Source organism: Micromonospora zingiberis (assembly GCF_004331455.1).
In the GTDB taxonomy this organism is placed as follows: domain Bacteria; phylum Actinomycetota; class Actinomycetes; order Mycobacteriales; family Micromonosporaceae; genus Micromonospora; species Micromonospora zingiberis.
The window spans coordinates 273,998-286,134 of record NZ_SJJR01000001.1 but is presented as its reverse complement, the minus strand read 5'-3'; the positions used below and the strand labels follow the sequence as shown (position 1 = coordinate 286,134).

The following is a 12,137-nucleotide window of genomic DNA, read 5'->3' as shown; positions in this document are numbered from 1 at the left end:
ACCGGGTCAGCCGTACGGGTTGAAGGCAATTCCGGCCGGCTTGGCGGCGTTCAGCAGGTACTCGAACGAGCCATCCTTGATCTTGATGGTGGCGGCGCCGAAATTGGCCGCCATGAGCCGGTCGCGCAACTCGGTGCTGGGCCAGCCGTTCCAGTCCACGACCGGCGGGTAGTGCCAGGTGCCGTAGTGGTTCTCCGGTGGCTCGTCGTTGTTGTTGGCCAGCCGGAAGAAGTGCGTCGACGCGCCGTCCTTGTGGTAGACGACCTTCGGGTGCGTACCGTCGAATCGGACCTGCGCGCGTGGGTAGGTGCGTTGGCTGCTGTGCTGGGTGGTGCTGACGTACTCGACCCGGTTGGCCGCCTGGTCGACCCAGGAGATGACGTGTTCCCAGTCGTGCCGGTGGCCGCCGAGGCCGCTCCCGTGCACGGCCTGGTCCTTCTCGAAGTAGCTGGCGTAGACGATGGCGCACCAGCCGTTGTTGCACTTCGACCGGGCGTAGGTCTGCGACATGTCCAGGTCGGAGCGGTCCCGGCAGTTGTCGTTGATGGCCCCGGTGGTACGCAGCCCGCCGTTGATCGTGCCGTCCGGGCTGATCGCCGAGACGGCGTAGCAGCCGTCGGTGTCGTAGTCGTAGGCGGGGGAGAAGGACGACTCGTACCCACCGGCGTGGTGCGGCAGGTTGGGCAGCGAGTCCGCGTAGGCCGGCGTGGCGGGGACGAGGATCCCGAGCGCGACCAGCCCGGCCAGCGTCGGTAGGGCGCGGCGCATCCATCGAAGCATGGGCATTTGTATCTCACGGCCCCGGGATCGAGGTCAAGAGGAAACGCGAGAACGACTCACGACCAACCGGCGGGGCGGCCGTCGACGACCGCCCGGATTCCGGCGCGCCGTGGTGACCAGGGATGCGTCCTATGTGGGCGGTCCGCGTGCCCGTCCTGTCCCGGGATGTCATAGGCTGCCGTCGGTCGTGAGCCGGTCGAGGAGTAGCATGACGCGCACTGTCCGTGGTTCGTTGCACCGGCTCGCCGCACGGTGTCGTGTCGTCGTCGGCGCACCCTGGTTCAACCTGGCCAGTTTCGCGGTGGTCATCGTCAACGCGGTGGCGTTGGGCCTGGAGACGTACGGGAACCTCGTCGCGACCGCCGGCACCGCGCTGCGCGCGGTCGAGTACGCCTGCCTCACGCTGTTCGTGCTGGAACTGCTGATGCGGTTCGGCGCGCACGCCACGGCACCGGGCGGGTTCTTCCGCGACCGGTGGAACGTCTTCGACCTGCTGATCGTGGCCGCTCCGCTGCTGCCCGGCGTACGGGAGAACGTGACGTTGCTGCGGCTGTTGCGGCTGGCCCGCATCGTCCGGGCGTTCCGGCTCTTCCCGAGTCTGCGGGTGATCCTGGTCGGCATCCGGCGCAGCCTGCCCGGCCTGGGCAGCTTCCTGCTGGTCACCGCGCTGCTGCTGTACGGGTACGCGATGCTGGGCTGGATGCTGTTCGGCACCGCGTACCCGGAGGAGTACGGCACCGTCGGGCAGGCCATGCTCACGCTGTTCCTGCTGCTGTCGCTGGACGGCATCACCGACACGCTCCAGGCCGGCCGCGAGGTCACCGAGTGGGCGGTGCTGTACTACGTCTCCTACATGGTGGCCGCCTGCTACCTGCTCACCAACCTGCTGGTGGGCCTGGTGCTGACCGCCCTGCAGGAGGCGCACCAGGACGAGCAGGTCGCCGCGCAGCGGGCCGGGCGTCCGACCAGCGGTCACGCCGAGGACGAGCCGTCGGTGCGTGAGCAGCTGGCCCGGGTCCAGGCGATCATCACCGACCTCGAACGGCGGCTGCCGGAACCCGTCCCGGTCGGCCCGGCAGCCACCGCCCCGCCGGAGGCGCCCCCGGTCGCCGAGGTCGGCACGCTCGTACTGCCGAAGCCCCGCACCGATCGGCGGTCCCGTACCCGAGGGCGCCGCAGGCGCAGGTGACCACGTCGACGCCGCGGCTCCGGGGCGTCACCCGGTGGCGGCGAGCGTCACCGGTACGGCGACCAGTTTCGTGCGCGAGCCGTCGGCGGCCGACACCTCGTACGCCTCGATGGTGCCGGACTGCGCGCGGGCCAGCCGGTAGCCGATGGTGAGCCGGTAGCTGCCCCGGCAGCCGGTGCCGCAGGTGGCGGTGGTGAAGCCGGTGGCGAGTTGGCGGCCGGCGGCGTCGACCACCCGGACGCTGACCGTCGCCTCGAACACGTCGGCGTTGCCGGTGACCGTGATCGGGCTGGTCACCCGCGCCCCGATGACCGGCTCGGTGACCACGACCGGCGGCAGCAGGTCGGCGTAGTCGGCGCGGCCGGTGGGCGCGGCGGTGCCGAAGTCGACGCGCCGAACGGTGCCGAACTGGGTGAGCGTGTAGACCACCTGCGCCTCGCGCAGCCGGCCGGTCGCCGCGTCGGGCGCCTCGGGCAGCCGTACGGTGGCCACCCCGGCGGCGATCCGGCTCACCTGCGCCCCGTCGGGCAGCAGGGTGACCAGGCCGGCGTCGGCCTCCGTGCGGGTCGGTCCGGCGGCCAACTCGTCAAGCGCCAGGCGGGAGGTGGCCACGGTGGCCGGTCGGGTCCGGCGGGTCGGCACGAGCAGCCCGGCCCGGACGTACCACAGCTCCAGGGTGAGGCTCGTCGGGCGGCTGGTGGTCGGGGTGCCGGCGCTCGGCGGTGCCGGTGCGGCGGTGCCGGCCGTCGCCGGTGCGGTGCTGGCCGACGGGCCGGGGATGCCGGGGCCGGCCGAGGTGGAAGCGCTCGGTGTCGGTGTGCCGGCGGTGGGCGCCGGGCCGAGCGAGCCGACCCGCGACGTGGCGCAGCCCGAGGCCAGCAGCAGTACCGCCACCGCCGCGACCAGGTGTCGGTTCCGAGCACGATGCGCCGGCCCGCTCATCCGGCACCGCCGGGTGGCACCTGGTCGCCTGGATCGGCACCGTCGTCGGCGTGATCGGGCAGGTCGAGGCGGAACCGGGTGCCGGTGCCCGGGGCGCTGTGCACGGTGAGTCGGGCGCCGAGCAGCCGGGCGTTCTCCTGGGCGATGGCCAGGCCGAGCCCGCTCCCACCACCGGAACGCGCCGGGTCGACCTTGTGGAAGCGGTCGAAGACGCGCGGCAGGTGCTCGGCGGGAATGCCGGGCCCCTGGTCGTCGACCTCGAAAACGACGTGGGTGCCGACCCGGGCGACGCGGGTGGTGATCTCGCCGCCGCCGTGCCGTACCGCGTTCGAGATCAGGTTGCCCAGCACCCGCTCCAACCGGCGGGCGTCGGTGCGGACCCGTACCGGGGCGCCGTCGACCGTCACCTGACGCTGCCAGCCGCCAGCGGCGACGATCGCGTGCAGCAGCGCCGCCGCGTCCACGTCGCTGCGGGCCACGGCCTCCTGCCCGGCGTCCAACCGGGAGATCTCCATCAGGTCCTCCACCAGCCGCCGCAACCGGATCACGTCACCGACCAGCAGCTCACCGGCGCGCCGGGCGTCGCCGGGCAGCTGGTCGAGGTGGTCGCGGAGCAGCGAGGCCGCGGCCACCAGAGCCGTCACCGGGGTACGCAGTTCGTGCGCGACGTCGGCGGTGAAGCGTCGCTCCCGCTCCTGCGCGCGGTGCAGCGCGGCGATCTTCGCCTCCAACGCCTCGGCCATCTCGTTGAACGAGGCGGCCCAGGCACTGAACTCGTCCCGGCCCCGCACCGGCAGCCGGGTCGCCAGCAGCCCTTCGGTGATCGCCCGGGCGGCCCGGCTGGCCCGGCCGACCGGCTCCAGGGTGCGCCGGGCGAGGGTGTGCCCGACCGCGGCGGCGAGCAGCGTCACCAGCACCCACCCGGCCGTGAGGGCGTTGCGGAGCTGGTCCAGGCCGGCGGCGACGTGCTCCTCGTCGGTGATCACGTACAGCTCGGCGGTGGAGCCGGGGATCCGCCCGCCCACCACCAGCAGCCGGGTCGGCCCGCTGCGCTGGTAGCCGAGTTGCCCCTCCGCGACGCTGGCCCGGAGCCGTTCGTCCAGCGGCGGCGCGTACGCCGGATGCGACGGCCAGACATCCCCGGCGACCAGCACCACGTGCCGACCGCTGCCCTCGTAGCTGCTGAGCAGCTCCGCGCGGCGCTGCTCGGTCAACGGAAGGAACTGCCCGGCCAGCACCAGCCGGTACCGGGCGTCCGCCGCGGCGGCGTGCAGCGAGGCGTCGTAGCGGGCCTGCCGCAGCAGCAGGTACGACCCGCCGGCGAGTACCCCGGCGGAGACCCCGGCGACCAGCACGAACGCGATGGTCAGCCGGCGGCGCAGCCGGCCGGGGCGTACCGGGTCCGTGGCCATCTCCGCCGCCCGCTCAACCGGGGGTCAGCTTGTAGCCGGCACCGCGTACGGTGCGGATCAGTCGCGGGTTGGCCGGATCGTCCTCGATCTTGGCGCGGAGTCGCTGCACCGCCACGTCGACCAGCCGGCTGTCGCCCAGGTAGCCCTGCTCCCAGACCCGCTCCAGCAGCAGTTCGCGGGTGAAGACCTGCCCCGGCCGGCGGGCCAACTCCAGCAGCAGCCGGAACTCGGTGGCGGTCAGCGGCAACTCGTGGCCGTCCCGGCGGGCCACGAAGGCGCCCGGGTCGAGCTCCAGGCGCCCGACGCGCAGCGGGCCCGGTTCGGGCGGGTTGACCGAGCGGCGCAGCAGCGAGCGCACCCGGGCCACCAGTTCGGGCAGGTCGAAGGGTTTACGAAGGTAGTCGTCGGCGCCGCACTCCAGCCCGACCACCACGTCGATGGTGTCGGTACGGGCGGTCAACATGAGGATCGGCACGGAACTGGTGCGCCGGATCTCCCGGCACACCTGAAGGCCGTCCAGCCCGGGTAGCAGCACGTCCAGCACGATCAGGTCGACCGACCCGGCCCGCCAGGCGGCGAGGCCCTGCCGCCCGTCGGCGGCGGTGTCCACCCGGAAGCCGGCGCGGCGCAGCCCGAGGGCGGTGACCTCCCGGATGGAGGCGTCGTCCTCGACCACCAGCACGCGGCCATCCATGATGCACCCAGGGTAGTCCTGGCCGCCCCGGTCGTCGCTCGGCGTGACGGTCGGGGACGGGTGGCCGACCGACGCCGGACACCCGTCCCCGTGGTCGGTCACTGCTGCCACTGGTGTGCCACGTCGAGCACGATCCGGCTGTGCGTGCCGGGGCCGGTCAGGACGAGGACCCGGAAGGGCAGGCGGGCCCGTACGCCGACGGCGAAGGTGCTGTAGCCCTCGTAGCTGCCGCCGAAGACCACGTCACGCAGCGTCTGGTAGCGCAGCACGGTGGCCGCGTGCTCGCCGACCCGGTACGGCACGGTGGCGACGTGCTCGCCGTCGTACCCGGGCGCCCGCAGCGAGACCCGCAACAGTGCGTCCCCGGCGGTGTACGGCGACAGCGCCAGCCCCTCACCCTCGGTGTACGTCTCGCCGTAGCCGACGGCGTAGCCGGTGACCGCCCCGTCGAACTCGAACACCACCCGGTCGAAGCAGTCGTGTCGGCCGGTGCGTACCTCGATCAATGGTGCGCCGCTCAGCGTGCCGGCGTCCTTGTCCGCGCTGCCCCAGGTGATCCCGCAGTACGGCGCGCCGGTCGCCGCCGTGCCCGGGGTGGGGGTGCCGGCCATGGCCAGTAGCGTGGTGCACGCCACCGCCAGGGCGGCGAGAGTTCTGCTGATCCGCATCGTGGTCTCCTCTCCGCTGCCGCCCGCCCACCTGGGCCGGCGTTGCTCGTGGAGTCCACGGTCGACACGCTCCGCCACCGTGGCCTCACCGGGACGTAACAGCCGGGTAACGGCGGCCGGGCGGTATGACGCTTCCGCGATGACATCTATTGAGTGGTTGCTACTAATATTCACGCACATCAATAGCGGCGCGTCGATGCGCCGCGGGTACCCGCAGGGGAGTGCGTGATGATCCGACGACAACTGCTACGCGCGGCCACCGTCGCGTTGGCGGCGGCGCTGGCCGCGACCGGGCTACAGGTGGCCACCGCCGCCAGCGCCTCCGCCGCCCGGACCGTCTACTACGACGCCAGCCGGGCCGGCGAGTTCCGGACCAACTTCGACCAGGCCGCCCAGATCTGGAACAGCCGGGTCAGTAACGTCCGGCTGGTGCCCGGCACGCCCGCCAGCGTCACCATCCTGGTCGACGACGGCTGGCCCCGGGCGCAGGTGACCGGGCTGGGCTCCGGCCGGATCTGGATGGGGTGGCAGGCGGTCAACCAGGGCTACCACCGCACCCGGATCGCCAGCCACGAGTTCGGCCACATCCTCGGCCTGCCCGACCTGCGTACCGGCCTCTGCTCCGACCTGATGTCCGGCAGCAGCGCGCCGGTCTCCTGCACCAACGCCAACCCCACCACGACCGAGGCGAACCGGGTCAACCAGCTCTTCGCCGGCAGCCTGCGCGCGTCAGCCGTCACCGGGACCTACACCTGGACCGAGGACGCCGACTTCGGCACCTTCGTCGTCGGTGGTCGGCCGGCCACCGAGAACTACCCCTGGCTGGTCTACACCTCCGGCTGCACCGGCACGCTGATCAAGTCCAACTGGGTGGTCACCGCCAAGCACTGCTCGACCCCGTCGTCGGTGCGGGTGGGCAGCGTCAACCGCAGCAGCGGCGGCACCGTGGTCGGCGTCAGTCGGGCGGTCAACCACCCGACCATCGACGTCAAGCTGTTCCAGTTGTCCAGCTCGGTCAGCTACGCACCCGCGCCGATCCCGACCTCCTCGGGTGCGGTGGGCACCGCCACCCGGATCATCGGCTGGGGGCTGACCTGCCCGGTGCGCGGCTGCGGCACGGCGCCGACCACCGCGTACGAGCTGGACACCTCGATCGTGGCGGACAGCCGGTGCAGTGGCATCAACGCCACGTACGAGATCTGCACCAACAACCCGAACGGCAACTCCGGCGCCTGCTACGGCGACTCCGGTGGCCCGCAGGTGCGCCGGATCAACGGCGTGTGGAACGTGATCGGCGCGACCAGCCGCGCCGGCAACAACAACGCCACCTGCGCCACCGGCCCGTCCATCTACGGCGACCTGTCCTCGATCCGCTCCTGGATCAACACCCAGGTCGGCGGCCTCCCCGCCTGACAGTGCGGTTCCCCCGCCTGTGCCGATGGTGCGCGCAGGCGGGGGCCGCCGGCATGGGATAGTGGCTCGCTGTGAATCGGTATGGGGTGTTGATCCTGCCTTCGAGCAACCGGGTGTACTCGGGGGCGGCGGTCGAGTTGACGCGGGCGGAACTGGAGATCTTCGGTGCCGCGGTGCTCGGCGGGCGGATCGGGGCGGTGGAGACGGCCACCGTCGGCGGGGTGCCCTACGTGACGTTCGACGTCGACGGCGGGCTCAGCGAGCGGGACGTGGCGCTGCTGGGCAACCTGTCCAGCGCGTACGCGCTCTTCGAGTTCGTCGGCGATCTGCTGCGCCCGGTGCCGCTGACCCGGCTGGACCGCTTCGACGACGACCTGATCACCATCCTCAAGTACCCGGGCAAGACCAACGAGCAGTTCACCAAGCTGCTGCTCAACGTGACGCTGCTCGCCTCGGACTGGGCCGGTGACCTGCTGACCCGGCGGTTCCGGGTGCTCGACCCGCTGTGCGGCCGGGGCACCACGGTCAACCAGGCGATCATGTACGGCTTCCACGCCGCCGGCCTGGACCGCGACAGCAAGGACTTCGAGGCGTACCAGGCGTTCCTCACCACCTGGCTCAAGCGCAAGCGGGTCAAGCACCGGGTGCTGGAGTCCGGGCCGGTACGCCGGGAACGCAAGGTGGTCGGCCGGCGGCTGCGGCTGGAGGTGGCCGCCTCGAAGGAGGCGCACAAGGCCGGCGACGTGCAGACGGTGGACGTGGTCAGCGCCGACACCACCCGGGCCGGTGAGTTCTTCCGCCCGGAGAGCGTCGACCTGGTGGTGGCCGACGCGCCGTACGGCGTACAGCACGGCAGCCGGACCGCCGACGGCCTGGCCCGTGACCCGCTCGCGCTGCTCGCCGCCGCCGTGCCGGGCTGGGCGCGGCTGCTGCGCCCCGGCGGCGCCCTCGGCATCTCCTGGAACACCAACGTGGCCCGACGGGAGGCCGCCGCCGAACACCTGGCCGCCGCCGGCCTCACCGTCATGGACGAGACCCCCTGGCGCGGCCTGGCCCACCGGGTCGACCAGGCGATCGTCCGCGACGTCCTGGTGGCCCGCAAACCGGCCTAGGTGCTGTCTCGAAGATCTTGGTACGAAACAGCCCTCATGGGGGCCCTCATGGGGGCTGTTTCGTACCAAGATCTGCGGCGGCTACGGCGGTGGGTCGAGGTTGACTGCTACGAGTGGGACCGTAACAATCGATTAACGTCGTTGTTAACGTTCACCAATCTTTCCGTGGCAGGAGTCGATGATGCGTACGAGGGCACGATGGCTCGCGATGATCGCCGCGTTCGGTCTGGTGGCCCTCGGCGTGGCGACGGTGCCCGGCACCGCCGGTGCCGAGTCCAACGGCGGGGTGCGGGTGATGCCGCTCGGCGACTCCATCACCGAGGGCACCCAGATCCCGGGCGGATACCGGATCGGCCTCTGGCAGCGCCTGGTCAACGGCAGATACACCGTGGACTTCGTCGGGTCGCAGTTCAACGGGCCGGCCAGCCTCGGTGACCGGGACCATCAGGGGCATCCCGGCTGGCGCATCGACCAGATCGACGCCAACATCGTCGGCTGGCTGAACACCCAGCGACCGCAGAGCGTCCTGCTGCACATCGGCACCAACGACATCCTGCAGAACTACAACGTGAGCACCGCGCCCAACCGGCTCTCCACCCTGATCGACCGCATCACCACCACCGCCCCCAACGCCGAGGTCTTCGTCGCGCAGATCATCACGCTCACGAACACCAACCAGGCGGCGGCCGTACGCACCTTCAACGCGGCGATCCCGGGCATCGTGCAGAGCAAGGTGAACGCGGGCAAGCGGGTACACCTGGTGAACATGCACGCCGCCCTGACCACCGGCGACCTGATCGACGGCATCCACCCGACCGCCACCGGCTACGACAAGATGGCCGCGGTCTGGTACACCGCGCTCCAGTCGGTGCCCGGCAGCATCGGCACCCCCGGCAGCGGGGCAGCGACCAGCGCGATCGTCGGCGCCCAGTCCGGCCGGTGCCTCGACGTGCCGGGCTACAGCACCGCCAACGGCACGCAACTCCAGTTGTGGGACTGCCACGGCGGCACCAACCAGCAGTGGACCCACACGTCCGGCCGGGCGCTGACCGTCTACGGAAACAAGTGCCTGGACGCCGAGGGCTACGGCACCACCCCGGGCACCCGGGTCACCATCTACGACTGCCACGGCGCAACCAACCAGCAGTGGAACGTGAACGCCAACGGCACCATCAGCGGCGTACAGTCCGGCCTCTGCCTGGACGCCAACGCCGCCGGCACCGCCAACGGCACCCGGCTGGTCCTCTGGACCTGCAACGGCCAGGCCAACCAACAGTGGAGCCGGCGGTAGGCGCTCACCACGCCGCCGCCGGCTCCGGCCTCAGCCGGCCTGCGGGCCGAAGGTGGTGAGGAAGCGGTCGCGGAAGGCGTCCATCGGCCAGACCGGGGCGTCGGCATCCGGGGTGAGGCCCTCCTGCCAGCCCCAGTCGGCGATCCGCTCCAGCACGGCGGGGTCCTTCGCGACCAGGTGGACCGGCACGTCCGGGCTCGGGTTGTCCCCGGTGACCACCGGCGCGGGCTGGTGGTCACCGACGAAGACCAGCACGGTGTCGTCGTCGCCGTAGGTCTCCAGGTAGGAGATCAGGGTACGCAGGGTGTAGCTGACCCCGTGCCGGTAACCGGTGCGGGCCTGCGCCGTCGGCGTACCGATGATGCCCTTGCGGAACACCTCGCCGTCGTCGATGTCGTCCCAGTCCACCAGGGACGGCACCTTGGTCCAGGGGGAGTGGCTGGAGACCAGCGCCAGTTCCGCCATCACCGGACGGTCCCGGGGCCCGGCCAGTTCGCGCTTGTGGAACTCGTTGATGGCGTACTGGTCGGGCATCGGGGAGAAGGCGAACCGCGGGCCCTGGTAGCCGAGGTCCGGGCCGCCGTAGAACTGCTCGTAGCCGTAGAACTGGCCCTCCGGCCAGGCCTGGTTGACCGCCGGCATCACCCCGACCGTACGCCAGCCGGCGCTCTGGAAGGCGTCACCGAGGGTGAACCGGTCGCTGGCGAGCAGGCTCTTGTGCCGCTGGTTGTTGTCGATCCACAGCCCGGACAGCAGGGTGGCGTGCGCCAGCCAACTGCCGCCGCCGATGGTCGGTGAGGTCAGGAACCCGCTGCGGGAGGAGAACCCCGCCGCCGCCAGCCGGCCGGTGCCCTCGTCGAGCAGCCGCTGGACGGACGCGAACTCCGGGTCGGTGACCGCGTCGCGGCCGTAGCTCTCGACGAAGGCGATCAACACGTTCTTGCCCTGCAGGCCGGTCAGCAACTGCTCGCCGGGGACGTCCCGGAACGGGTCCCGCCCCACCTCGGCCACGAAGGCCGCGCGGTCGGTGATCCGCTCGCGTACCTCCATCACGTGGTCGTGGACGAGAGCGCTGGCGTTGGTGTCGGCCACCAGCACCCCGGTCACGATCCGGGCCTGGAAAGCGGCGAGCAGCGCCCAGACCACCACCAGCGTGGCGACCACCCGGGTGCTGCCGGTGCGGTGCCGCACCAGCAGCCGGGACAACCGCACGGTGGACAGCGCGGTCAACACCGGCACGGCCAGCAGCAACAGCCCGACCCCCAGCGCGATGCCGATCGCACCGGGTCGACCGATCGACTCGGCCACGAAGCTGAACGCCTCGTCCAGCAGGGACCAGTCCAGCACCAGGTCGAACGGGCGGCCCAGGGAGGAGTAGAAACCCAGGTCGCCGATCTTCACCATGACCACCAGACCGAGCAGCAGGCCGGCGAACACCGCGACCACCCGGCGGGGCCGGCCGGGTAGTGCGAGCAGCAGGGCGGCGAGCAGCAGCGCCTCCAGCGGAATCCGCAGGAACGCGCCGGGCTGCATCCGCCACGGCTGGTTGGGCAGGGTGAACGCGGCCAGCACCAGCGCGGCGGCCAGCAGCGTCAGCACCCCGGCCAGCACCCGGCGGCGTCGGCTCACCGACCCGCCGGGTGCGCCGGACGCCTCGTCGGTGCTGGCGTCGACGGTGGTCGGGGCGACGGTGCTCCGCTCGCCCGTGCGGGTGGTCTCGTCGGTGCCCGTGGCGAGCACCGGGTCGGAGATCGACAACTGGTTTCTCCCAGGTCAGCGCAGCGACAGGACGGGCGCGGTCGACAGGTCGCGTTCCTCGATCCGGTCGAGCGGGCGGACGCCGAGCGGCACCCTCGCGACGACGATCGTGGCGACGGTACGCGGGGCGCGCTGCCGCCACAGCCAGGCCACGTCCCGCCCGAACGACTCGACCAGCAGACCGAGCGCCAGCATCAGCAGGAGCGTCGTCGCCAGCCCGGGCAGCACCTGGGACGCGGCGACGGCGAGCATGATCCCCTGGACCGCGGCGACCACCTTACGCCAGTACCGGGGCGGCAGTTGCGCGTCCATCCAGGGCAGCACCCAGCTCACGGCGAGGAAGGCGTACCGCATCAGGCCGATGGCGAGCACCCAGACCCCGACCGACGGGGCGACGTAGAGGCTCAACACCAGCACCAGGACCGAGTCGACCTCCATGTCGAAGCGGGCGCCGAGCGCGCTGGCCGTGCGCGTACGCCGGGCCACCTTGCCGTCCACGGCGTCCAACGCCAACGCCACCGTGGTCAGCACGACCAGCACCGCCACCGGCGCCGGTCGACCGGCGATCAGCGCGTCGGCGACCAGCGCGGTCACCCCGCCCACCAACAGCCCCCGGCCCATGGTCACCCAGTCGGCGGGGCCGAGCCGGGCCGAGTCGGCGTGCCGCAGCCCCCGGACCAGTGCCAGGCAGGTCACGGCACCGTACGCCAGGCCAGCGAGCCAGCCCGCGACGCCGAGGCCGACGGTCGCGGCGAGCCCGGCCAGCAGGACAATCTGGACGATCAGCCCGATTTGCGGACCGGTTCGAACTGTGGACACCGTGCCTCCGTGTTTATGATCGACGACCCCTGTGAGGGAAGTACGGAAAACATGACGGA

The 12,137-nt window shown here is 71.8% G+C and carries 9 protein-coding genes and 1 pseudogene; 4 read left to right on the top strand and 6 right to left on the bottom strand.

Annotated features, from left to right (window positions below; translation table 11 throughout):
• Positions 1 to 6 precede the first annotated feature (6 nt).
• The gene (locus E0H26_RS01300) at positions 7 to 768 is read right to left on the bottom strand and encodes an NPP1 family protein (RefSeq protein ID WP_240741950.1); all 762 of its coding nucleotides are present in this window, start codon (positions 766 to 768) and stop codon (positions 7 to 9) included.
• Positions 769 to 988: 220 nt separating this feature from the next.
• On the opposite strand from E0H26_RS01300, the gene E0H26_RS01295 reads away from it, so the two are divergent.
• Complete coding sequence (locus tag E0H26_RS01295; protein WP_131299789.1) at positions 989 to 1,969, top strand: ion transporter; 981 nt, start codon at positions 989 to 991, stop codon at positions 1,967 to 1,969.
• A gap of 27 nt (positions 1,970 to 1,996) precedes the next feature.
• On the opposite strand, the gene E0H26_RS01290 is transcribed toward E0H26_RS01295, so the two are convergent.
• The 4 genes from E0H26_RS01290 to E0H26_RS01275 all read right to left on the bottom strand — a co-directional run bounded on the left by E0H26_RS01290 (position 1,997) and on the right by E0H26_RS01275 (position 5,685).
• Positions 1,997 to 2,911 carry a Gmad2 immunoglobulin-like domain-containing protein gene (locus E0H26_RS01290; protein ID WP_131299787.1) on the bottom strand — a complete coding sequence of 305 codons (915 nt, stop codon included), beginning with the start codon at positions 2,909 to 2,911 and terminating at the stop codon, positions 1,997 to 1,999.
• Positions 2,908 to 4,323, bottom strand: a complete 1,416-nt coding sequence (locus E0H26_RS01285) for a sensor histidine kinase (RefSeq protein ID WP_131299784.1) — start codon at positions 4,321 to 4,323, stop codon at positions 2,908 to 2,910. The genes E0H26_RS01290 and E0H26_RS01285 overlap by 4 nt, the downstream gene beginning before the upstream one ends.
• A gap of 13 nt (positions 4,324 to 4,336) precedes the next feature.
• Positions 4,337 to 5,017, bottom strand: a complete 681-nt coding sequence (locus E0H26_RS01280) for a response regulator transcription factor (protein ID WP_131299781.1) — start codon at positions 5,015 to 5,017, stop codon at positions 4,337 to 4,339.
• A gap of 98 nt (positions 5,018 to 5,115) precedes the next feature.
• Entirely contained in the window at positions 5,116 to 5,685 is a 570-nt protein-coding gene (locus tag E0H26_RS01275; RefSeq protein WP_131299778.1) for an AMIN-like domain-containing (lipo)protein, read from the bottom strand.
• Positions 5,686 to 5,913: 228 nt separating this feature from the next.
• Here E0H26_RS01275 and E0H26_RS01270 point away from each other — a divergent pair, with 228 nt between their 5' ends.
• The 3 genes from E0H26_RS01270 (at position 5,914) to E0H26_RS01260 (ending at position 9,501) form a co-directional block, all read left to right on the top strand.
• The gene (locus E0H26_RS01270) at positions 5,914 to 7,098 is read left to right on the top strand and encodes a snapalysin family zinc-dependent metalloprotease (RefSeq protein ID WP_131299775.1); all 1,185 of its coding nucleotides are present in this window, start codon (positions 5,914 to 5,916) and stop codon (positions 7,096 to 7,098) included.
• A 71-nt stretch (positions 7,099 to 7,169) separates the two neighbouring features.
• The gene (locus tag E0H26_RS01265) at positions 7,170 to 8,210 is read left to right on the top strand and encodes a TRM11 family SAM-dependent methyltransferase (protein WP_131299772.1); all 1,041 of its coding nucleotides are present in this window, start codon (positions 7,170 to 7,172) and stop codon (positions 8,208 to 8,210) included.
• A gap of 181 nt (positions 8,211 to 8,391) precedes the next feature.
• The gene (locus E0H26_RS01260) at positions 8,392 to 9,501 is read left to right on the top strand and encodes a ricin-type beta-trefoil lectin domain protein (RefSeq protein ID WP_131299769.1); all 1,110 of its coding nucleotides are present in this window, start codon (positions 8,392 to 8,394) and stop codon (positions 9,499 to 9,501) included.
• A 30-nt stretch (positions 9,502 to 9,531) separates the two neighbouring features.
• Here E0H26_RS01260 and E0H26_RS29705 read toward each other — a convergent pair.
• A pseudogene (locus tag E0H26_RS29705) lies at positions 9,532 to 12,078 on the bottom strand (CDP-alcohol phosphatidyltransferase family protein).
• Positions 12,079 to 12,137: the final 59 nt, after the last annotated feature.

What these genes read in the sequence shown, in the direction of transcription:
- E0H26_RS01300 (WP_240741950.1), bottom strand. Translation starts at nt 768, where the DNA reads ATGCGCCGCGCCCTACCGACGCTGGCCGGGCTGGTCGCGCTCGGGATC.
- E0H26_RS01295 (WP_131299789.1), top strand. Translation starts at nt 989, where the DNA reads ATGACGCGCACTGTCCGTGGTTCGTTGCACCGGCTCGCCGCACGGTGT.
- E0H26_RS01290 (WP_131299787.1), bottom strand. Translation starts at nt 2,911, where the DNA reads ATGAGCGGGCCGGCGCATCGTGCTCGGAACCGACACCTGGTCGCGGCG.
- E0H26_RS01285 (WP_131299784.1), bottom strand. Translation starts at nt 4,323, where the DNA reads ATGGCCACGGACCCGGTACGCCCCGGCCGGCTGCGCCGCCGGCTGACC.
- E0H26_RS01280 (WP_131299781.1), bottom strand. Translation starts at nt 5,017, where the DNA reads ATGGATGGCCGCGTGCTGGTGGTCGAGGACGACGCCTCCATCCGGGAG.
- E0H26_RS01275 (WP_131299778.1), bottom strand. Translation starts at nt 5,685, where the DNA reads ATGCGGATCAGCAGAACTCTCGCCGCCCTGGCGGTGGCGTGCACCACG.
- E0H26_RS01270 (WP_131299775.1), top strand. Translation starts at nt 5,914, where the DNA reads ATGATCCGACGACAACTGCTACGCGCGGCCACCGTCGCGTTGGCGGCG.
- E0H26_RS01260 (WP_131299769.1), top strand. Translation starts at nt 8,392, where the DNA reads ATGCGTACGAGGGCACGATGGCTCGCGATGATCGCCGCGTTCGGTCTG.